The organism is Akkermansia massiliensis, from assembly GCF_023516715.1.
Taxonomy (GTDB): domain Bacteria; phylum Verrucomicrobiota; class Verrucomicrobiia; order Verrucomicrobiales; family Akkermansiaceae; genus Akkermansia; species Akkermansia massiliensis.
In genome coordinates, this window is record NZ_JAMGSI010000002.1 from 531,210 (window position 1) to 552,651 (window position 21,442).

The window sequence follows — 21,442 nt, forward strand, 5'->3', positions numbered from 1 at the left end:
CCATGCCCAAGCTTTACATCAAAACCTACGGCTGCCAGATGAACGAGCGGGACTCCGAGCAGGTGGCCCGCATGTTCGTGCAGAAGGGCTATACCATGACGGACCGCGAGGATGAGGCGGACGTCATCCTGTTCAATTCCTGTTCCATCCGGGAGCAGGCGGAACAGAAGGCGCTGGGGAAGATGGGCCTGCTGGCCAAGCAGCAGCGGCACCGGCCGCACGTGGTGTACGGCATGATGGGCTGCATGGCCCAGAGCAGGAAGGATGAGTTGTTCAAGGAACTGCCGCGCCTGGACCTGGTGATAGGCACCCAGAAGTACCACCGCGTGTTTGAGCATGTGGACGGCATTCTGCGCGCGCGCCAGGAACGCCGCATGGATGAATTGCAGACCGCTTTTTCAGGCACTCACGTGTGCGACGTGGCGGATGAGGAGGATTCCCAGAACCGCATCCGGGACCACCTGAATCCCGGCGCGCGCTCCACGGCGTATGTCTCCATCATGCAGGGGTGTGAAATGAAGTGCGCCTACTGCATCGTCCCCTACACCCGCGGCAAGGAACGCAGCCGCCCCGTCCGGGACGTGGTGGACGAGGTGAAGATGCTGGTGGACGCCGGCGTGAAGGAAGTCACCCTGCTGGGCCAGATCGTCAACCGGTACGGCAGGCAGATGGAAACGGCGGACGGCAAGGGCGGCTTCGTCCAATTGCTGGAAGCCGTGCATGAGGTGGAAGGCCTCCGGCGCATCCGCTTCGTTTCCCCCCATCCCATCGGCTTCCGGCAGGATCTGGTGCAGGCATTCACCTACCTGCCCAAGCTGTGCAGCCACATCCATTTCCCCATGCAGAGCGGCAGCGACCGCATCCTGAAAATGATGCGCAGGCCGTACAGGAATGAAACCTATCTGGACCTTTGCGCCCGGATGAAGCAGGCGCGCCCGGATTTGTCCATCACTACGGACATCATCGTGGGCTTCCCCGGAGAAACGGAGGAAGACTACCTGCTGACCCGGCAGGCCGTGGAACGGGTCCAGTTTGACAACGCTTTCATTTTCCGCTACTCCCCGCGCCGCGGCACGCCCGCCGCCGCCATGGAGGAACAGATTCCGGAGGAAGTGAAGGAAGCGCGCAACCAGGACCTGCTGGCCGTGGTCAATGAAATCGCCATCCGGAAAAACCGGGAACTGGTCGGCACCGTTCAGGAAGTCCTGCTGGAAGGACCGTCCAAAACAAATGAAGCGCGCCTCTCCGGACGCACCTCCCAGAACAAGCCCGTGATGGTGGATGCCGCCCCTGACCTGACGGGAGAGCTTCTGCCCATCCGCATTGAGGAAAGCACGGGGTTCACCCTGTACGGCGTCCCATGCCCTTCCAGGGGATGATTTGCACGCCTTCCTCTTCCACCCGCAAATAGATGGCTCCGGTTTCCGGGAGACGGTACACGGCCGTTCCCTCCGGCACGGGGCATTCATGCTCCGTGGTGAAAATGACCGCGCGGGCGCCCGTGGCCCTGATCCATTCGGCGCTGTCCACCGGATCGCGCGGATGGTGCCCGATGACCAGCACATCCGCCCGCGGCGCTATTGCCGCCCGCGCCAGGGAGGAAAACCCGGCATTCCCTATCATCAGGACGAACCGCCCGCGGCATTTCCACGCCAGCACCCGGTTCCGGTCCTGATGGATTCCCGTGGACAACGGTACGGGAAAATCTTCCAAAACAAGTTCATTTCCAGGGCGGAACCTCCATTGCCGAACGGGACATTCCGCATCCGCTGCGCCCCAGTTCCGGATTCCGGGATATTCCTTCGCCAGCGCTTCCACTCCGGCGCGCTCCGCCCTGCCGTTTCCGGAAGCCAGTACGCCGCAAGGCCGGATACTGCGCGCCTTCAACACGGGAAGGAGGGTGTACCGGACCGCGTTTTCCGTTCCTGCGGCCACGACCAGCGCGGGATTGGAGATGACCGCGGACCAGGCGTCCTTCTGCAACGGAACGAGGACGGCTTCATTTTCCCCGGCAGGCGGCGCGGAAGAAAGATAGCTGCACGGCAGGGAAGCCACTCCCCCCGCCACCGCCAGCATGGCGGAGGCCAGCCAGGAAGCCGCCGTATTGCAAGCGCATGACATCCACGGGCACCATGCGAACACCAGCCCGAACAGGGAGACGCCCATGAGCGGAAAAACGAGCACGCTCAAGCACAAATTGGTCAGGGGAGCGTACAGGTTCCAGGTGTCGAAGTGCCATGCCGTCAGGGGAATGGACATCAGCCACGCCCCCACGGAGATGAGCAGCGCGCCGCGGCACGCTTTTTCCAGGCGCACCAGGCCTTTTTCCCGCGCATTGTAAATCCGGGAAGGAATGAACGGGTCCGGAGCCCACAGGGGCCTTTCCCGGCTGCTCCATCCTGCCAGGCAGACAATCACGGCGAAGACGCAGAAGGAGAGCTGGAACCCCGGCTGGAAAACCTGGAGCGGGTCCATCAGGCAAAGGAGGATGAAAGCCAGCGCCAGAATATTGGCCGGATGCCCCTTCCGGCGCAGCACGGACGCCAGCAGCCAGACCGCCGCCATGATGAAGGCCCGCAGGGCGGAGGCGGACATCCCGGTCACAAACACGTACACCGCCAGCAACGGAATGCAGGCCAGCCGCGCCGCACGGGGGCGCACGTACAACAGCCTCAGCATTCCCAGAACCAGCATGGCCGCCACCCCCACATGCATGCCGCTGACGGCGAACACGTGCATGCAGCCGCTTTCCAGAAACTTCGCCATCGTTTCCGGCCTCGCGTCCGTCTTGTCCCCCAGCACGGCGGAAACCATCACCTGCCGGGCCTCGTCATCCGCCGGCGCGCCTTCCCTCAGCAGGCCTGCGGCCCCCTCCCGGAGCCGCAGGGAAAACGCCCGGAGGCGGCTGCGCCAGTCGCCCGGCCCCACCCGGCAGGCGCCATCCAGCCGAATCCCGGCAATAATGCCGTGCAGGTATCCCCACCGCTCCCGGTCAAAGATGCCGGGGCCGCACGGGGCCTGGAGCGGATATGTCTCTCCCTCAATCCGGTACCGTTCCCCTACTGCCAGGGGGCATTCCCCGCCACGGGAGGAAACTGCGTACAGCCACCGGGAGCCATCCGGGCGGAACAGAACGGACTTTCCGGAAACGGCGTTAACGGAACCCTCCATGGCGACAGTCCTTCCCGCCTCTACGGGAACATTCCCGTATTCCCGGTCATACGCCAGCAGATGCATGGCCGCCCACACCGCCAGGGCAATGGCCAGCAGGCTCATGGAAGGGGCCCGGAACAGGCAGGGCAATAGCGCCCAGCAGAGGCAGAGGCCCCAGAACCAGGGGGAAACGTCCACCGCCGCGCATGCGCACAGCATGGCGAGAGCGGGAGCCAGCAGGGGAGCCGCGGCCATGGTCCGTTCCAGCCACGGCCGCCGCAGGTGGCGCTCCTGTTCCATCCGGGGAAAAACTTACTGCATGGCGTCCGCGCCGTCCCGTTCCAGGGGAAGAACGGAAGGTAGCGGAAGAACGACGTTGGCAGGCAGGGGGGCCTTGCGCTGGAGCACCTTGGGAGCCAGCGCCTCGCTCGTCTCATAGGCGCCGCGGAACATCTCCAGCTTGGCGTCCAGATTGTCAATGTAATGCAGGGCCACCGCCTCCGGGGTCTTGGGGAACACGGGGGAGCCGAAGGCCAGTTCCCCGTGGTGGGAGGCGATCAGGTGCAGCAGGTGCATGCGCACGTCCGGGGAGGCGGGGTCCAGCGTCTTCCAGGATTCCGCTTCCGGAAGGGCCATGATGCGCTTCCACAGATTGTTGACCAGTTCAATGCCCAGCGGAATGTGGCCCAGCAATTCCCCGGCTTCCGAATAGGGCATCGTGAAATCCTCCTTCGGGTAGCAGTTTTCCCACAGCTTCCCGCAGTCGTGAAACAGGCATCCGGCCAGCAGGAGGTCGCGGTTCAGCTCCGGATTCGCCTGGCAGACGGCAGAGGCCGTGCGCATCATTCCCGCCACATGCTCCACCAGTCCGCCGCGGCGGGCGTGATGGTAAGTGCGGGCGGCGGCGGCGCGCTGGAGGCGTTCCCCGAACTGTTCGATGAATTCAATGCACAGGGCGCGAATGCGCGGATCATTCATGCCCTTGATGAGCACGCAAATCTCCTTCAGGTCCGCTTCCTGCTTCTTCTTCAAGGTTCCGGACCCGGCCAGGAAGCTTTCCTTCTCCTGTTCGTCCAGGGGGCGCACTTCCAGATCGGCCGCTTCCATGCCGAAGCCCCCCTTGGTCCACTGGCCGCGCAGGCTCACGAAACTGCGGAGAGGCAGGGAGGCCAGCGTGCGGAACCAGGGCTTGTCCTCCCACACCTTCAGTCCCATCGTCCCTTCCGCATCGGCAAAAGATACGTCCAGATACGGCTTGTTGCTCTTGGTCATCTTCTGCGCGCACTGGGCGATCTGGGCAAAAACTTCCGCTTCCACCTGGCCCTCCGCGGCCAGCTTGCCCAACTCCATGAGACTGACTTGTTCCATGCGGGCCATCTTGCCCCGCTTCCCTCCATCCGTCAAGAAAACGCCGGAGGACTACGATGATAAAAAAAGGAAACCGCTTATTTTTCCAATACTCCCAACTCAGCAACGGCAACATGGCTGCCTTCCACTACCCGCTTGCCTACAAAACGCAGGTAACGGGCTTTCACGGGCGTCTCCAGGTCAATCCGCTGCGGAACGGGATTGGCGCGGATATTGGAAAACTCTCCCTCCGCGGCGGGAGCTCCCCAATCGTTTCCGTCCGCACTCAGGTAGACGGCGTAGCGGTCAACCGTCCCCTTTGCGGAATCCTTGCGGGGCGTGTAGATGACGGCGGCAACGTTGACCGGACGCCCCATGTCGATTTCCAGCGCCTGCGGAGGAGCTATTTCCCCCTGGGCGGCATGCGTATGCCAGAGGGTGGAGGGGTTGCCGTCAATGGCCAGCTCCGGGGCGGCGGCGCTTCTTTCCCCGGCCGCCACCTTCCAGTCCCTCGTGGGGACGGGGATGATCTGCGCGGTTACGGAAGACCTTCTGCCGCGGTATTCGCCCACCGCCTTCACCGTCCCCCCGGCAGGGAGAAGGAAAGGCTCCCTGTACACGGCGGACTGCGGGCCGGGATCCGTTCCGTCCGTGGTGTACCTGGTCACCACGCCCTCTGCGGATGCCAGGGTCACCCGGCCGTCGCGGTCGTAATTCACCGCCGGCGCATTCAAGATGACAGGGTGCTTCCACAGGGAAACCTCGCACAAGGCCGGAACGGCCCGGGACTCTTCCAGCACCACGCGCACTCCATCCGCCGTCACGGGCCTGCCCTTCAAAAGAACCCTGGCTCCTATGCTGGAACCTTCTGTCCATTTGCTCCATCGGCCGTTTTCACGCACCTCCACGCGGAACTTGCGCACCCTCTGCCCCAGCTGGACGGGTTCCGCCAGCCGGATGACGTCAAACGCCGCAGGTTCCGGCAACTTCAACACCAGGGAGGGATCTTTATCTTCCGGAGCGGCCGCCCAGTACGTCGCCCGCTTCCGGTCCAGAACCTGTTCCGGACCGTGCCCCTTCCATGAGGAGGAAGACTCCGCGCGCGCTCCGGAAGCGAAGTTGCGGGAATACAGTTCATCCAGCAGCGCACGGAAGCCCGCCAGGGACTTTTTATCCTCTTCATGAATGCGGCCGCGGCGGTCCGGCGGCACGTTCAGATTCAGGTTGGCCCCTCTGCCTACGCTGTCAAAGTACAGTTTCAGCAGATTCTCCGGCGTCCGGACGCGGGAATTCTCATGCTCATGCCAGAACCAGCCGGGACGGATGGAAACATCCACTTCCGCGGGAATCCAGTACTTGCCGTCCACGGTGCCTTCCGTGCCCAACTGGTAGCGCACGGTGCCGGGCGCGGGTTCCGTCCCGGCTTGCAGCGGAACGGGGGTGTACGTGGCCCAGCAGGGATAGCCCGCATAACCGCTTTCGTTCCCCACCCAGCGGGCGCCCGGCCCCACGTCGGAAAAAATCACCGCTCCGGGCTGCCGTTTCTTCAGTTCCCCCCACGTCGTCTTCCAGTCGTAATACGTGCTCCGGTCAATGGAGCGCTTCTCCCGCGTTCCACCGTAATAGCCGTCCCCTCCGTTCGCTCCGTCAAACCACGCCAGGAAAACGGGACCGTATCCCGTCGCCAGCTCCTTCAACTGCTGGCGGTACATTTTGATATATTCCGGGGTGCCGTAGGAGGAAGCGTTGCGGTCCCAGGGCGACAGGTAAATGCCGAACCTGACGCCGTATTTTTTGCACGCGCGGGAAATCTCCTTCACCACATCGCCCTTCCCCTGCTTCCACGGGGAGGCCGCCACGCTGTGCTGGGTAGTCTTCGTGGGCCACAGGCAGAAACCGTCATGGTGCTTGCAGGTCAGCACCACTCCCTTGAACCCGGCATCCGCCAGCGTTTTGACGAGGTCGTCCGCATCAAAATCGGAAGGGTTGAACAGCTCCGGCTTCTCGTCGCCATAACCCCATTCCTTCCCGGTAAAGGTATTGATGGTGAAATGGATGAAGGCATACATCTCCATATCGTGCCATGCCAGTTGAGCCGGAGAAGGAACAGGCTTCAACGGGGGAACCCCATTCTTCACTTCCGCTTCCGCCAACCCGGCGGCCAGCATGCAGGTTCCCAGAAGGGCCGGGGCCAATTGATTCAATCTTCTCATCAAATGCATAACTAACGTTCGGAACTATGTACGCTCCGGGCATCCCGTTCTTTCAGACAACTCTACGAGTTAAAGCCGTACCGCCCGCTGAAGATGGCCTGTTTCCCGCAATCGCGGGAGAAACGGGGCGCCTGCGCTTTTTTCCTTTTCCGCCCATCAGGGATTATGGAGCAATCAATATATTGAACACGTATCCGGACAGAATGATAAACGCCGTCACTGTTCCGAAGAAAATCCAGATCAGCTTCCAGGTCATCACCTTCTTCAGAAGGGCCGCCTCCGGCACGGAAAGCCCTACCGTCGCCATCATGAACGCTATCGCCGTGCCGATCGGAACGCCTTTCGCCACAAACACCTGGATCACCGGAACTATCGCCGCCGCATTCGCATACATCGGAACCGCGCAAATTACCGCAACCGGCACCGCCCACCAATGCTCCCGGCTCATGGACGCTTCAAAAAATCCCTCCGGCACATAGCCGTGCACCGCCGCTCCCATAGCGATGCCGATCACCACATACAGCGCCACTCCCTTTACGATTTCCCACGCATCATGCATGATGACGGCCCATCTCTTCCGGAACGGCGTCCCCTTCCGCTCCCACGCGCCGCTTTCCTCCCCGGACTGGACAAGCAGCCCCCGTATCCAGGGGGACAGATAGCGTTCCAGCCTGAACCTCTCCAGCACAGCCCCTCCCATCATCCCCAGCAAAATGCCGGAGACCGCATAAATCACCGTGATCTTGACCCCGAACGCCCCCAGGAACAGGGCGATGGCAACCTCATTCACCAGAGGCGATGTGATCAGGAAGGCAAACGTCACGCCCAGCGGAATCCCTCCTTTCACAAAGCCGATAAACAGGGGAATGGAGGAACATGAACAGAACGGCGTGACCGCCCCGAACAGGGCGGCGAAAAAATACTGAAACCCGTAGAGCTTCTTTGTCGTCAAAAACACGCGGATGCGTTCCACCGGGAAATAGGCGTTCACCACGCCCATGAAAAGACTGATCGCGTACAGCAGGAAGAGGATCTTCACCGTGTCGTACACGAAGAAGTTGACCGCCTCCCCCAGACGGGTATGGGGTGTGAACTCCAACACCCCGTAAACCAGCCAGTCAGCAAAATCCTGAATCATAACCGGGAAGAATTCTCCTACCGCTCTGCGGAAACAGACGGGCGGGGAGGTTCCCCGCCCCCGGAACGTTCCCGGTGATTCATCATCTTAACCACCGCCAGCAGAATGAGCAGCGCCGCAGCCCAGACGGCAGCCCTTTTCCATCCGCCCTTTCGCTTGAAGGAAGCGCTGCCGCAGCAGCCCCCTCCTCCGCACCCGCAGGAACCTGCCTCCGGATGGGGAAGATTCCCCTTTACTGCCCTTGAATCCTCCGGCCTTCCGCTACAGCAACCCTTCTCCGGAGAATCCGCTTGAAGCGCTTTTTGGAGCATCCTCCTGATTTCATCCCGGGAGGGTACCGTGCCGGAAACAAGAATCCTGCCGTCCACCTCAAGAGCCGGGGTTTCCAGCACTCCGGCGGCGGCAAGTTGCGCGGCATCCGTCACCTTTTCCGGAAGCGGTTCCAGACAGAGTTCCCGCATGACCTGCTCCGTCACCTGCGCCAATGCCGTACATTTGGCGCACCCCGGTCCGTAAATTACTATCCTCTTCATGTAATTATTGATTTATATTTTTAAGAATATCAAAATGTATGAATAAAAAATACTGAACAAACTGAATACCAATACCGTTACCCCTTTAACGCCGGGCTTTCCTGCAAACACGACAGCACGCTGCTGAGGCAGGGGCAGCACAGGGAATAATACACATTTTTCCCCCGCTGCTCACAGGACACTATCCGGCTGTTCTTCAACACGTTCAAATGGCTGGAAACGGTAGACATGTCACGTCCGGAATCCTTCTGCAGTTCGCAGACGCAGCGTTCTCCATCCAGAAGCATCTCCACAATCATGAGGCGCACGGGATGCCCCAGCGCCTTGAAAACACCGGCAAGAGGTTCCAGCTCCTTGACGGAGTGAACCGGACGGGATGAAGAGGTGCAGGAGCAATCGGACATAAGCAATGGATTTATTATTTTTAAAATCGTAAAAATGTCAATCTGTTTTCCCGCCACGGCCATGGCACACCGCGCAGGCACGGAGCCATGCGGCAGCCGCTTGAAACCACCCCCCATGCTGGACACGGCAATTCCCTTCCGATATGCTCGTTTACACACCTTTACCGCCATGCTGTACATCGGATGCCACCTCTCCTCCGCAAAAGGTTACGAAGCCATGGGCAGGGTTGCCCTTTCCATCGGCGCCAACACCTTCCAGTTCTTTTCCCGCAACCCGCGCGGAAGCAAGGCCAAGGCCATTGACGAACCGGACATTGCCCGTTTTCTGAAGCTGGCGGAAGACAACGGCTTCAGCACGCTGCTGGCGCACGCCCCTTATACGCTGAACCCCTGCTCCGCTGACCCCAAAGTCACCCGCTTTGCGGCCCAGGTGCTGAGGGAAGACCTGGAGCTCATGGAGCATCTGCCGGGCAACCTTTACAACTTCCATCCCGGCAGCCACGTGGGACAGGGAGTGGAAAAAGGCATTGAACTGGTGGCGGACCAACTGAACGGCGTGCTTGCTCCGGACCAAAAAACCACCGTTCTGCTGGAAACCATGTCCGGCAAGGGAAGCGAGCTCGGCAAGACCTTTGAAGAACTGGCCGCCATCATTGAGCGCGTGGACCTGAAAGAAAAGCTGGGCGTCTGCCTGGACACCTGCCACGTTTATTCCGCCGGGTACGACATTGTCAACAGCCTGGACGCCGTGCTGGAACAGTTCGACTCCGTGCTGGGCCTGGAACGCCTGCACGCCATCCACCTGAACGACAGCATGACGCCTTTCTCCTCCTTCAAGGACCACCATGAAACCATCGGCAAGGGGAGCCTGGGAGAACAGGCCTTCATCAACATCATCAACCATCCTTCCCTCCGGGAAGTGCCCTTTTTCCTGGAAACGCCCCGGGACGACGCCGGGCACGGCGAGGAAATAGCCTGGCTGAAAGAACATTACCGCGGCTGAGCGTGATTCCCGGATCAACCGGGTTGCCTGTGATGGAGAAAAAGCTTGCATGCGCGCCGGATACGGGATACATAAGGCCTGTAAATTAGTTTAAACTAATTCCAATATCTGCTTTTCAAGGCAGAACCCATCCGGCTTTTATGAAAGAAATGCGCATCGCAAAAATAACAGGGCGTGAAATTCTGGATTCACGCGGCAACCCCACCATTGAGGCGGACGTTTATCTGGAAGGCGGAGCCACAGGCACGGCGGGCGTCCCCAGCGGAGCTTCCACCGGGGAACATGAAGCCTGGGAACTCAGGGACGGCGACACGGCCCGCTACCAGGGCAAAGGCGTCACCAAAGCTGTGGACAATATCCGCAACGTCATCGCCCCGGCCCTGATCGGCCTGGAAGCGACGGAACAAACCACGGCGGACGCCCTCATGAGCTCCCTGGACGGCACCTTCAACAAGGCCAAACTGGGAGCCAACGCCATTCTGGGCGTTTCCCTGGCGCTTGCCAAGGCGGCGGCGGCCCAGCTGCAACAGCCCCTGTACCGCTACCTGGGCGGTCCGAACGCCAAGGTTCTGCCCGTCCCCATGATGAACATCATCAATGGGGGCGCCCACTCCGACGCGCCCATCGACTTCCAGGAATTCATGATCGTTCCGTCCGGCGCGCCTACTTTCCGGGAAGCCCTGCGCTATGGCGCGGAAGTCTTCCATGCCCTGAAATCCGTCCTGCACAGCCGCGGCCTTTCCACCGCCGTGGGTGATGAAGGCGGCTTCGCCCCCAGGCTGAACTCCGCGGAAGACGCGCTGGACTGCATCGCCCAGGCCGTGGACAAGGCCGGCTACCGGTTCGGGGAGGATATTTCCATTGCCCTGGACGTGGCTTCCTCCGAATTCTACGATCCGGAATCCGGACTGTACGTTTTCAAGAAGTCCGACGGCAGCCGCAGAACCGCCGCGGAACTGACGGATTACTACGTGGAACTGAAGAAGAAATACCCCATCGTCTCCATTGAGGACGGCTGTGCGGAAAACGACTGGGACGGCTGGAAAATCCTGACGGAAAAACTGGGCAAAAGCACCCAGCTCGTCGGGGACGACCTCTTCGTCACCAACGTTGAATTCCTCAGAAAAGGCATTCATCTGGGCGTGGGCAACTCCATTCTGGTGAAGGTAAACCAGATCGGCTCCCTGACGGAGACGCTGGATGCCGTGGAGCTGGCCATGGGCAACCGCTACACCGCCGTTATTTCCCACCGCTCCGGGGAAACGGAAGACGCCACCATCGCGGACATCGCCGTGGGGACCAACGCCGGCCAGATCAAGACCGGCTCCCTGAGCCGTTCCGACCGCATGGCCAAATACAACCGCCTTCTCCGGATTGAGGAGGAACTGGGGGAATCCGCCCGCTACGGCAACGGATTCGGCCTGTTCTGACCTCTTTTGCCGGAACTGGTATAAAGCAACCCAAATCCCCGGTCGTCGTGAGGCGGCGCGGGGATTTTTCATTCTCCGGGGTAATTGCATCCTTTTCTTTGGGACAAAATATGCAATGCTGGGCTTTCGGATTCCGCATTGCCAAAAAGCCCCATCTCCGTTCCGCGCCATGTCTCCCAGCCTTTCCCTGCCCACACGCCCCCTGCTGTGCGCGGCACTGGCGTACCTGGCGCTTCCTCTGGGCCTCTTCCTGTGGGGATGGCTGCATCCCGCCTTCTCCGTTCCGCTTTGCGCCGCACTGGCGTATGGATTGTACGCCTGCACCCGGAATCTTCCGGAACAACGGCTTCCTCTGAAAGCCCGCGGACTGGCCGTGCTGGGCTTTCTGTCCGCCTTCTGCCTGCTGCTGGTGCTGCTGTGCGGCTTCACGGGCCACTGCCAGCAGCACGCGGACTTTGCAGTCCGCAACGCCGTTTACGAACAGCTTGCGGCAGGCTCCTGGCCCCTCGTCATGTCGGACGGGCGCCACTTCATCTACTATCTGGGCCATTGGCTGCCTCCTGCGCTGGCCGCCTCCTGCTGTCCGGATGCATGGGCTCCCTGGCTGCTGGCCCTGTGGACCTTCCTGGGGCTGGAACTGGCGCTGCTGGCGGCTGCCTCCCGCTGGGGCGTCCGGCAAACGGCCTGGTGGGCGCTGGTTCTCTTCTGCCTGGGATCTCCGGCAGCGGCGCTGGACTGCCTGGGAATGCCCCTCCCCTCCCTGTTCGCGGAATACAATGCCCAGATGGTGCTGTTCATCGGCATGCCCGCCCAACTCTTCAACACGTTCAACCATGCCGTTCCGGCGCTGTTGTGCGCCGTGCTTATTCTGACCCGCTCCCTGCCTGCCGCGGGATATTATTTCATGGGGGCATTGCTGCTGCCGTCCTCCCCGCTGGGCGCTCTTCTGCTCCTTCCGTACATAGTGTATGAAACCCTGTTCTGCCGCCCAACGGAGCAGGCTCCTCCTTCCCGGCTCCGGTCCCTCCTGCTCCAGCCGGCTTTCTGGGTTGCCGCCCTGTGCGCGGCGGTCATGGCCGTCTTTTATGCCCATCTGGACGGTGGGGGGCAATTTTCCTGCCTTTTTGCCGGGAAGTATGCGGAAATCTACCACTACGGCCAGCAGCGGCTGCTGCTCTATCCCGGCTCCGTCAAATACGCCAGTTTCCTGCTGGCTCTGGCCCTGGGCGTTCTGCTGCCGGGTGCGCTGCTCTTCCAAGCATGCCGGAGGAATCCGCTGTACTACATCACGCTGGGGATAATGGCAGGCAGCCTCTTTTTCCGCACGGGCATCATGAATAATGAACTTCTCTTTAAAGCCCCGGCGGTCCTCTATCCCTTCCTCTCCCTGCTCTTTCTCCATGCCTTCCGCCAGGGGGGCACGAAATACCGGACACTCCTGATTCTTTACCTGGCCTGCACGGCCCTTCCGTCCCTGCAATGCATGATGGAAAAAGCGGGTACGTTCTCCACCCGGGCGAGCACTATGCAGGAGCATCAGCTGACGGCGCACGGCGGCATGCTTGACCGCCGGAAAGACCCCGTCTGCCGCCAATTCGTCAAAAAGGACGACCATCCCCTCCCCGCCTGGCTGTTCAAGACCGGAACAAGGCCATAACGTCACGGCGGCGGGAATCAATCCAGCCTGATGCCGAACATGTCCGACAGGGACCCGGCATCCTTGTCCAGCGCGTCTTCTCCTCCGGGAACGGCTTCCGGAGCCTTCGGAATCAGGACGGAGGCGTCCATTCCGCGCAGGGTGAACAGCAGTTCCGGCTGTTCGTCCAGCATCACGCCGAAGGCGTACAGGACCGCGGACGCATGCTTGCACAAATCCGCCCAGTCCGGGCAGGAACAGGAAAAACGCCACTCTTCCGGCGCAGGGAACAGGCCGCCCTCCGGATCGCACAGGATTTCCAGCAGCTCCGGGGAAAGGTTCCCCTTCAGCAAGTCAATCCAGGAACCGATATGCCCGGCGCACCGCGCACGCAACCGGGCAAGCGCCTCTTCATCCGGAGGGGCGGCATGCACGCGGACCTCATACAAATGCTCCCCCATCACCAGCGCGTCAATGCGGCCGGGAGCCGCTTTCACGTCCAGAACGCAGCCATAGCGCAAATAAGTACGCCCGGGGGCCAGCCGCATGCCGTACACCTCGCACGCGGCCAGGCTCTTCATCCATTCCTTTCCCCAGAACTTTTTCGCCAGATTTCGCCCGGAAGCCGTCACGGGATGCAGCTCCATCCCCTCCGCGGCCAGTTCCGCCGCCTTCTCCTCCGCGCGTTTCCGCAAATCCGCCCGTTTCAGGGGCTTTTCATCATCCATGCACACGGAGCCATAGTAACATATGCGGCCCTCTTGCCACAGGCAAAAGGCAGCCATGCGCCGTTTCCCTTTTTCTTCCGGCCTCATTCCGGTTTTCCAGGCACACGGATTTTCTCCCGTTCCGCGGAATCTGCCTCCATTACCCATTTCAGGCTTTTAAAACGGAAGCTCCTGGGGCACAACATGTGGGTCATGTGGAAAGGCAGATTTTCTAAACCCACCGCTGATCTGGTACAACGCTACGGCGAATCCGTCTCCTATGACTGGAGGCTCTTCCGCCAGGACATTGCCGGATCCATCGCCCATGCGCGGGCACAGCTCAAGGCAGGGCTGCTTTCGCAGGAGGAATTCAGCGCCATTGAATCCGGCCTGAAGGATATCCTGAAGGACATAGAGGCAGGCAGCTTCACCTGGAGCCGTGAGCTGGAAGACGTGCACATGAACATTGAAAGCGAGCTGACCCGCCGCATCGGCGCGCCGGGAGCCAAGCTGCATACGGCACGCTCCCGCAACGACCAGGTGGCCACGGATACGCGGCTTTACTGCCGCGCGGAGATTGATGAAATCCTGGAAAAAGTGCGCCACCTCCAACGGGCCCTGGTTATGAAGGCGAAGGAATACGCGGACGCCATGATGCCGGGGTACACCCACCTGCAGCGCGCCCAGCCCGTCACGATGGGCCACCATTTGCTGGCTTACGTGGAAATGCTGAACCGGGACGCAGACCGCCTCACGGACTGCCGCAGGCGCCTGAACGTTTCCCCGCTGGGTTCCGGAGCCATCGCCGGTTCCACCATCTGCCTGGACCGCCACGGAATTGCCGCGGAACTGGGCTTTGACGCCGTAACGGAGAATTCCATGGATGCGATTGCGGACCGGGATTACATCATGGAAACCCTCTTTGACCTGGCCGTGATCGGCGCGCACCTTTCCCGCATGAGCGAGGACGTCATCCTGTGGTGCACGGCGGAATTCGGCTTTGCCACCCTTTCTGACGCCCATACGACGGGCTCCTCCCTGATGCCCCAGAAAAAGAATCCGGACGTGGCGGAACTGACCCGCGGCAAGACGGGACGCCTGTACGGCAACCTTACCGCCGTGATGGTGGCCGTCAAGGGGCTGCCCCTGACCTACAACCGCGATCTCCAGGAAGACAAGGAACCCCTCTTCGATTCCATTGACACGATCAAGCTGGCCCTGGACGTCAACGCGGAGATGATGGCCGCCATGACGGTCAACACGGCCCGAGCCCTGGAAGCGGCTTCCGATCCCATGCTGCTGGCTACGGACCTGGCGGACTACCTGGTTCGCCGCGGCGTTCCCTTCCGGAAGGCTCACGAACTGGTTGGAAAAGCCGTCGCCATGAGCATTTCCACGGGTACGCCCCTCAACCAGTTGAGCGACGAACAGTTCGCCTCCATTTCAGACGCGTACGGAACGGACGCGCGCGACGTATTTGAATTGACAAAAGCCTTCGCCCAGCGTACCAACCCGGGGGCTCCCAATTCCGGGAACACCCGCCGCCGCATCGCCTACTGGGAAGACATTCTTTCCAAATAACACTGCCTGCGGGGAGCGGACGGAACGGGGAACCTGCCGTCCGTCTCCGCGGCGCGCCTCCGGGTGCAGGAAGGGGACGTTTTACACCCCTCCGGCGGCGGCATTCCACCGCAGCCGGCCAACATCCCGGCAGCCATGTTCAGACCTGCTCTCCTTTCCTCTCTCAAGACCTATACCAAGCAAACCTTTCTGGCGGACCTCTTCGCGGGGCTCACCGTCGGCGTAGTGGCCATTCCGCTGGCGATGGCCTTTGCGATTGCATGCGGGCTCTCTCCCACCCAGGGCCTCATCACCGCCATCGTGGCCGGCTTCCTCATTTCCCTGTTCAGCGGAAGCAAGTACCAGATAGGCGGCCCCACCGGCGCCTTCGTCATCATCATCATGGGCGTGCTGGAACAGTACCACGCGTCCGGACTGCTGGTCTGCACGCTGATGGCGGGCCTCTTTCTCATTATCCTGGGCTTCTGCCGCATGGGGGCGCTTATCCGCTTCATTCCATTCCCCGTCACCACGGGATTTACCTCCGGCATTGCCGTGGTGATTTTCTCCACGCAGATCAAGGACATCTTCGGCCTCACCATCACGGAAAAAATCCCCGGCGACTTCATTGAAAAATGGGCGTGCTACTTCAACTACTTCCACACCATCAACTGGGCGGCGCTGGCGCTGGCCGTCGGCACCGTCGCCATCACCCTGCTGAGCCGCCGCTTCTGGCCCAGGGTGCCGGCCATGCTGGTGGGCATGCTGGGCATGACCGCCGTTTCCGTAGCCTTCTCCCTGCCCGTAACCACCATCGGGCAGGCCTTCGGCAGCCTTCCGAACACGCTTCCCCTCCCTTCACTGCCCCACATTGAATGGCACAACCTGGGAGCGCTGACGGCTCCGGCCTTCACCATCGCCCTGCTGGCGGCGATTGAATCCCTGCTGAGCGCCTCCGTGGCGGACGGCATGACGGGAGGACGCCACAAACCCAATATGGAACTCATTGCCCAGGGAATCGGCAACATCGGGTCCGCCCTGTTCGGCGGCATTCCGGCCACCGGGGCCATCGCCCGCACCGCTACCAACATCAAGGCGGGGGCCAAAAGCCCGGTTTCCGGCATGATTCACGCGGTGACCCTTCTTGCCATCCTGATGGCCTTTGCCCAGTACGCGCAGCAGATTCCCCTGGCCGTGCTGGCGGGCATCCTGACGGTGGTGTGCTACAACATGAGCGAAATGCACACGTTCAGCCGCCTGCTGAAAGGGCCGCGGCAGGATGCGGCGGTGCTGGTAATCACCTTCCTGCTGACCGTCTTTGTGGACCTGGTCGTGGCCGTGGAGGTGGGTGTGGTGCTCGCCGCCCTGCTCTTCATGGGCCGCATGGCCCAGATCAGCGACGTTTCCGCCATTAAAAACGAGCTGCTGGACAACGACGAGGAAGACGACGAAGACCGTTCTACGGCCAAACTCAGCATTCCGGAAGGCGTGGAAGTTTTTGACGTGAAGGGCCCCTTCTTTTTCGGCGCCGTGGAACAGTTCAAGGACCAGGTGCTGGAAACGCTGGAGCACGATACCAAGGTAGTCATTCTGCGCATGCGCCTGGTTCCCGCGCTGGACGCCACCGGACTGAATGTTCTTTCCGACTTCTGCCATCAGTGCCGGGAGCACGGCTCCACCCTGCTGGTCTGCGGCGTGCAGCCGCAACCTCTGGACGTCATCCGCCACGCGCCCTTTTACCGGGAGCTGAAACGCTACAACATCTGCGAGAATATTGACGCCGCCCTGAACCGCGCCCGCAAGATCATCAACGGTCCCGCGCCAAAACACCTGTAACGGCGGCTACTCCCCCCGTGCGGCCAGGTAGGCCGCGCCCCATTCATTCATGGCTTCCAGTACGGGCAGCACGCTCCTGCCGAAGGCCGTCAGGGAATACTCCACCCTGGGCGGAATGACGGGGTACGCCTTGCGTTCCACTAATCCGTCCGCCTCCAGTTCCCGGAGCTGCTGGGTGAACATCTTGGTGGTGGCCTCCGGGATCAGGCGGTGCAGCTCGTTAAACCTCACGGGAGCCTTCTGGTAAAGATGCCAGAGGATGACAATCTTGTACTTCCCGCCGATCAGGGAAAGCGTGACGCCGCAGGGGCAACGGTAGGAGGATGAAGGCTTTTTCATCGTTACAGTATCTTTTTTGACACTATATTACAAAATAGTGCCTACTTGTCAAAAACTCCCTGTCTCCCTATGCTGGCGGGAATTCCAATCCACACAGCCATGAAACTGACCATCGACCAAGACAAGTGCATCCACTGCCATTTATGTGAAAAAGCCTGCTTCCTGACCCGCTTCTGCGGCTTCGATTCCCTGGAAGGAGCTGCGGAACAATACTGCATCGGCTGCGGCCATTGCGTAGCCGTCTGCCCGCGGCAGGCCATTACCCACTCCGGAGTAAAAAGCACGGAACCCATAGGCCCCGTTCCGGGCGAAGCGGAAGTGCTGAACCTGCTGATGAAAACCAGGAGCGTGCGGCACTTCAAACCGGACCCCGTCAGCCGGGAAACGTGGAACGTCCTGCGCCGCGCGGCGGAATACTCCCAGTCCGGCCTGAACGCCCAGAGCATCCGCCTGACGGCGGTGGAAGACCCGGATACCCTCTCCGGCATCAGAAAGGCCCTGCTCCGCATGTACGACAAGCTGGAAAGGCTGGCCGCCTTCCCCGTCACCCGCCTGGCCGCCCGGCTAGCCCTCTCCCCGCAGGATTACCACGCCGTCATCTCTGAAACCGCTACGCAACCCCTGCGCAGGCAGGCGGAGGAACGGGGGGAAGACCCCGTACTGTACGGCGCCCCGGCCCTGCTCCTGCTGACCGGCCCGGCGTCACAAACCGCGCGGGAAGACGCTACGGTCCTCTCCCATAATATCATGATGGCCCTGACCGCGCTGGGGCTGGGGAGCTGCTACATGGGCGGCCTGGTCCTGGGATGCAGGGTTTTCAAGTACAAGCCGCTTCTCCGCGCCCTGGATTTGCCGAAAGGCCACGCGGTCCATCAGGCCCTTGTGCTGGGGACGCCCACCGTACAGCTCAAACGCATGCCGGAACGGAAGCGCCGTAAAATCAGGTTCCGGTAAGCTTCCCCGTCAACGGTCCGCTTCCTGCTCCTCATAGCGGGAAAGGAGGAAATCCAGGTCTTCCAGCAGGGTCTGGCAGGAACGGTCCCACCGCTTCCTGCCCTGGAGCGCCATCACGCATTCCTTTCTCCCGGTAAAACAGTATTTGGTAATGCCGTGCACCTGCAATTCTTCCACCTGCTTTTTCAGCTCACAGGCAAAAAACAGCCAGAACGGCACGCTGCGGGCAATCTCCGCCACGCTGACCGTCATGGGGGGCGTTTCCTCCTTCAGCTCCCTTGCCAGGTGCGCCAGGCCTACCTCCGTAAGCATGCGGCGCAGGCGTTCATACAGCTCGGACACCTGCATGACGGACAGGTCGCACTCATGCTCCAGATAATAGCGCACAGAGGCCAGCAGGTCATCCTTGAACGGCAGGGTGGTTCCGGCGCGCCGGGCGGCATGTTCCAGGGCATCCGCCAGCCACTGTTCCCCGTACTCGGTGATCAGGCAATCACCAAGCTTGAGCAGCGGTCTGTTGTTTCGGAAGCCGATCATGGAACAGGGAAAAGGGGAAAATTTAAAGGATGGGAAGCTTGCGCTGGAGAGGATCAATCAGCGTCTGGTGGCGCATCTGCGTGATCTCCTGGATGAACTCCTCCACATTGGAAAACTGGCGGTACACGGACACGTAGCGGATGTAGGCGACGGGATCGATGGCGTAAAGTTTTTCAATCACTTTCTTGCCGATCTCGCTGGAGGGAACTTCGCGCAAATGGTCGCGGTGCAATTCGGAAATAATTTCTTCCACGGCGCGGTCCAAGCGGTCCATGCTCACGGGCCTCTTTTCACAGGCCTTCACCAAGCCGCGCAAAATCTTCTCGCGGTTCAGGGCCTCCCGCAGGTTGTCTCTTTTTACAACGCGCAGCTCCGTACGTTCAATCTGCTCATAGGTCGTGTAACGGTAATCGCACCTCAGGCACACGCGGCGGCGGCGGATGGTCGTCCCGTCCTTGGACATACGGGAGTCAATGACCTTATCCTCCAAATGACCGCACTGAACGCATCTCATGGCACGACCATACTACTACATAACGCATCCATAAAGGAAAAAGTACGCCAAATATAGTACAGAGGCCTTAATGGCCAGCATCTCCCAACCAAGACTTCCTGTGAATAAGCCGGGGACAAAAATACTCCCGTCCGCGTTTCCGCACGGGTTGACGGAAATGCCGGAATTGTGAATAAGAGGCAGGCAGGCTTCCATGTACTCCGGGTGTGAAGACACATTTTTTATGCTCTCCTCCCACCGGAATAAAAACTGGAAAAGCCCTGAACGGATTCCGGTCCGCGCCAGGGTCGTTCATGGCCGTCCGTTACGGGTTCACCGTTCCGCCTTGATTGACGATACTGCCCGCAGCCAGCCTAGCGCCATTCAGATTCAACACAGCGCCGTCTTTGACGAGGACTCTGCCCAGATTCAGGGCCTGCCCCTCCATTCCTTCCAGGGACATTTCCACCTTTCCGGACAAGATCCAGGAACATTTCAAGGAAGCGGGCAGCACCCGTTCCAACACGACGCGGGCCATTCCCTCCGCTCCCCCTCCGCCTTCCGCACGAACCACCTGCACTTCCGCCTGTCCGGACAAGCGGACGGGGTGGGCTTTGTCCTGGACCGGCGAGGGCTTGAGTTCCACGGTGGAGCCTCCCGGAATATTCCAGGCCTGACGACCCGCAAGCTGTACATTTGTCTCCAACTGCAAATTTTTCCCCTCCGCCAGACGGATGCCTCCCGGCCCAAGCGCCAAACGGTCGCCGGAGCCCCCTCCTTTGCTCTGAATAATCACGGTATTAACGGCGGGGTCCTCCACACGGATGCCGAACAGCTTCACCACGCCCGATACAATGCTGGGTTTTACGGAAGAAGCCAAGTTCCACACGCCTACGTTTTTCCCCGGCATTTTCCGATTCATCCAGGCATCCGGAGAACCGAGAGGAGCCTCATAACGGCCGCTGCGGACGGAGCCGGCATCCTTCCCGGCCAGACGGGCGGCTTCATAGGCAAAGCGCGCGCCGATGCTGATCTGGGACTGGCCGTTGTAATGCACCCCCATCTGGTCGCCGGCAGTCAGCTTGGGAAGGTCCCTGGTAGGGGCATAGCCCAGGGACGGACGGGAGGCGGCCAGCTCCTTCATCACCTGGTGGGTCGTTTTTCCCTGAACTTCGGTATCGCGCCCTTCCAGGCCGCCGGTAACATTGCCCGTCTCCGGATCGCTTTCATTCTTTCCGGCCCAGTTGGCATTCTCGCCAATGACGGCTCTCTGTGCGGCCAGGGCGGACGTATCCCCGTACGGTTTCAAGTCCGCCGCCAGATTGCCCAGAAGCTCCAGAAAACGGGAAGCGCTCTCCGGCACGGAAGCGCCGATATTGCTTTCCCCCTGCAAATACAGCAGCCCGGCAAACTCCACTTTGGAGTGCTTGGACTTGTCTACCGCGGCACAGGCGTTTTTGACGGCCTGCACCAGCGCCTTGTAAGCCTGGCCGTTCTTTTGCCAGTGGGAATTGTCGCCGCCGTCCCTGGAAGCCTTCACGACCGCCACGTCCGCATCCCTGAACCATCCGTTCTTCTCCAGCGCAAAGGCAAACCCGTACTCCGGCCCCATGCACAAACTGCCGTTATACCGCGGCATGGCGGGCCGTACCTGCTCCCAGGACGTGGAGGCCCCGGGAAACACCCCTTCCCTCTGGCCGAAGTTCTCATGCCAGTAGAGCGTATTCTTCGGCTCATACTTCTTCAACAACTCCGGAGAAGCGGGACTGCCCTTCACGGCTCCCAGGGAATTGGATTGGCCCGTCAGCAAAAAAATCTTCAATTCTTTTGCGGAGCATACCGAAACAAGGCACAGGAACAGGAAGGACAGCAGATAGGTCATTTGAGTTACAATTGCAGGAACACAACTATAACTGCCGGAATTTTCCTTTTCAATCGTCAACTGCCGGATATGGGAGCCGGAAGGAGGAGGAAAAGGAAAAGACCAGTTCTTCTTCTATGCTCCCGATGGACAGCATAGCCGCTTTATTGATTTTTTACCGAAGAGCTTGGAGGAAGCAAAGGCGCGACGGCTCGGACAGGCGGCATGTACCAAATATTCCTTTTAGCAAAGTATAGGAAGAGAAGGAGATTCAAGATCGCGCCATCAAGAAAACGAA

The 21,442-nt window shown here is 60.7% G+C and carries 18 protein-coding genes; 7 read left to right on the forward strand and 11 right to left on the reverse strand.

Annotated elements, in window-relative coordinates; genetic code table 11:
* Positions 1–2 precede the first annotated feature (2 nt).
* Entirely contained in the window at positions 3–1,379 is a 1,377-nt protein-coding gene (gene miaB / locus M8N44_RS09940) for a tRNA (N6-isopentenyl adenosine(37)-C2)-methylthiotransferase MiaB (protein WP_102726455.1), read from the forward strand.
* Here the strand turns inward: miaB and M8N44_RS09945 are convergent.
* The 6 genes from M8N44_RS09945 to M8N44_RS09970 all read right to left on the reverse strand — a co-directional run bounded on the left by M8N44_RS09945 (position 1,342) and on the right by M8N44_RS09970 (position 8,788).
* Positions 1,342–3,453, reverse strand: a complete 2,112-nt coding sequence (locus M8N44_RS09945; protein WP_102728531.1) for a ComEC/Rec2 family competence protein — start codon at positions 3,451–3,453, stop codon at positions 1,342–1,344. The two genes, miaB and M8N44_RS09945, sit on opposite strands and share 38 nt — an antisense overlap.
* Before the next feature lie 12 nt (positions 3,454–3,465).
* Positions 3,466–4,521: a 3'-5' exoribonuclease YhaM family protein gene (locus M8N44_RS09950; protein WP_180971001.1), complete on the reverse strand. Its 1,056-nt coding sequence runs from the start codon at positions 4,519–4,521 to the stop codon at positions 3,466–3,468.
* 77 nt (positions 4,522–4,598) lie between these two features.
* On the reverse strand, positions 4,599–6,713 hold the full coding sequence (locus M8N44_RS09955) for an alpha-L-fucosidase (RefSeq protein ID WP_180975204.1): 2,115 nt from the start codon (positions 6,711–6,713) through the stop codon (positions 4,599–4,601).
* 163 nt (positions 6,714–6,876) lie between these two features.
* The gene (locus M8N44_RS09960) at positions 6,877–7,851 is read right to left on the reverse strand and encodes a permease (RefSeq protein ID WP_102722194.1); all 975 of its coding nucleotides are present in this window, start codon (positions 7,849–7,851) and stop codon (positions 6,877–6,879) included.
* A gap of 17 nt (positions 7,852–7,868) precedes the next feature.
* Positions 7,869–8,384, reverse strand: coding sequence for an MTH895/ArsE family thioredoxin-like protein (locus M8N44_RS09965; protein ID WP_215451340.1), 516 nt, complete (start codon positions 8,382–8,384; stop codon positions 7,869–7,871).
* 77 nt (positions 8,385–8,461) lie between these two features.
* Positions 8,462–8,788 carry an ArsR/SmtB family transcription factor gene (locus M8N44_RS09970; protein ID WP_022395984.1) on the reverse strand — a complete coding sequence of 109 codons (327 nt, stop codon included), beginning with the start codon at positions 8,786–8,788 and terminating at the stop codon, positions 8,462–8,464.
* A 169-nt stretch (positions 8,789–8,957) separates the two neighbouring features.
* Here M8N44_RS09970 and M8N44_RS09975 point away from each other — a divergent pair, with 169 nt between their 5' ends.
* From M8N44_RS09975 to M8N44_RS09985, 3 genes are all read left to right on the forward strand, one after another.
* Positions 8,958–9,791 carry a deoxyribonuclease IV gene (locus M8N44_RS09975; protein ID WP_102728573.1) on the forward strand — a complete coding sequence of 278 codons (834 nt, stop codon included), beginning with the start codon at positions 8,958–8,960 and terminating at the stop codon, positions 9,789–9,791.
* 140 nt (positions 9,792–9,931) lie between these two features.
* Positions 9,932–11,221: a phosphopyruvate hydratase gene (gene eno, locus M8N44_RS09980; protein WP_180971640.1), complete on the forward strand. Its 1,290-nt coding sequence runs from the start codon at positions 9,932–9,934 to the stop codon at positions 11,219–11,221.
* Positions 11,222–11,390: 169 nt separating this feature from the next.
* Complete coding sequence (locus M8N44_RS09985; RefSeq protein ID WP_102728528.1) at positions 11,391–12,878, forward strand: hypothetical protein; 1,488 nt, start codon at positions 11,391–11,393, stop codon at positions 12,876–12,878.
* Between the two features lie 17 nt (positions 12,879–12,895).
* Here M8N44_RS09985 and M8N44_RS09990 read toward each other — a convergent pair whose 3' ends face one another.
* Positions 12,896–13,585 carry an SWIM zinc finger family protein gene (locus M8N44_RS09990; protein ID WP_180971641.1) on the reverse strand — a complete coding sequence of 230 codons (690 nt, stop codon included), beginning with the start codon at positions 13,583–13,585 and terminating at the stop codon, positions 12,896–12,898.
* Between the two features lie 192 nt (positions 13,586–13,777).
* Here M8N44_RS09990 and argH point away from each other — a divergent pair, with 192 nt between their 5' ends.
* A complete protein-coding gene (argH, locus tag M8N44_RS09995; protein ID WP_180975203.1) occupies positions 13,778–15,145 on the forward strand; it encodes an argininosuccinate lyase in 1,368 nt (455 codons plus the stop codon).
* 135 nt (positions 15,146–15,280) lie between these two features.
* A complete protein-coding gene (locus tag M8N44_RS10000) occupies positions 15,281–16,960 on the forward strand; it encodes a SulP family inorganic anion transporter (RefSeq protein ID WP_102728572.1) in 1,680 nt (559 codons plus the stop codon).
* A gap of 6 nt (positions 16,961–16,966) precedes the next feature.
* Here M8N44_RS10000 and M8N44_RS10005 read toward each other — a convergent pair whose 3' ends face one another.
* Entirely contained in the window at positions 16,967–17,299 is a 333-nt protein-coding gene (locus tag M8N44_RS10005; RefSeq protein WP_022395915.1) for a winged helix-turn-helix transcriptional regulator, read from the reverse strand.
* 99 nt (positions 17,300–17,398) lie between these two features.
* Between M8N44_RS10005 and M8N44_RS10010 the strand changes: the two genes are divergently transcribed.
* The gene (locus tag M8N44_RS10010) at positions 17,399–18,253 is read left to right on the forward strand and encodes a nitroreductase family protein (RefSeq protein ID WP_180973663.1); all 855 of its coding nucleotides are present in this window, start codon (positions 17,399–17,401) and stop codon (positions 18,251–18,253) included.
* Between the two features lie 9 nt (positions 18,254–18,262).
* Here M8N44_RS10010 and M8N44_RS10015 read toward each other — a convergent pair whose 3' ends face one another.
* The 3 genes from M8N44_RS10015 to M8N44_RS10025 all read right to left on the reverse strand — a co-directional run bounded on the left by M8N44_RS10015 (position 18,263) and on the right by M8N44_RS10025 (position 21,165).
* On the reverse strand, positions 18,263–18,790 hold the full coding sequence (locus M8N44_RS10015) for a hypothetical protein (RefSeq protein WP_022395913.1): 528 nt from the start codon (positions 18,788–18,790) through the stop codon (positions 18,263–18,265).
* Between the two features lie 22 nt (positions 18,791–18,812).
* Positions 18,813–19,304 (reverse strand): transcriptional regulator NrdR, encoded by a 492-nt coding sequence (gene nrdR / locus M8N44_RS10020; protein WP_012419886.1) that lies wholly within the window; start codon positions 19,302–19,304, stop codon positions 18,813–18,815.
* A 304-nt stretch (positions 19,305–19,608) separates the two neighbouring features.
* Positions 19,609–21,165, reverse strand: a complete 1,557-nt coding sequence (locus M8N44_RS10025) for a sialate O-acetylesterase (protein ID WP_102728525.1) — start codon at positions 21,163–21,165, stop codon at positions 19,609–19,611.
* Positions 21,166–21,442: the final 277 nt, after the last annotated feature.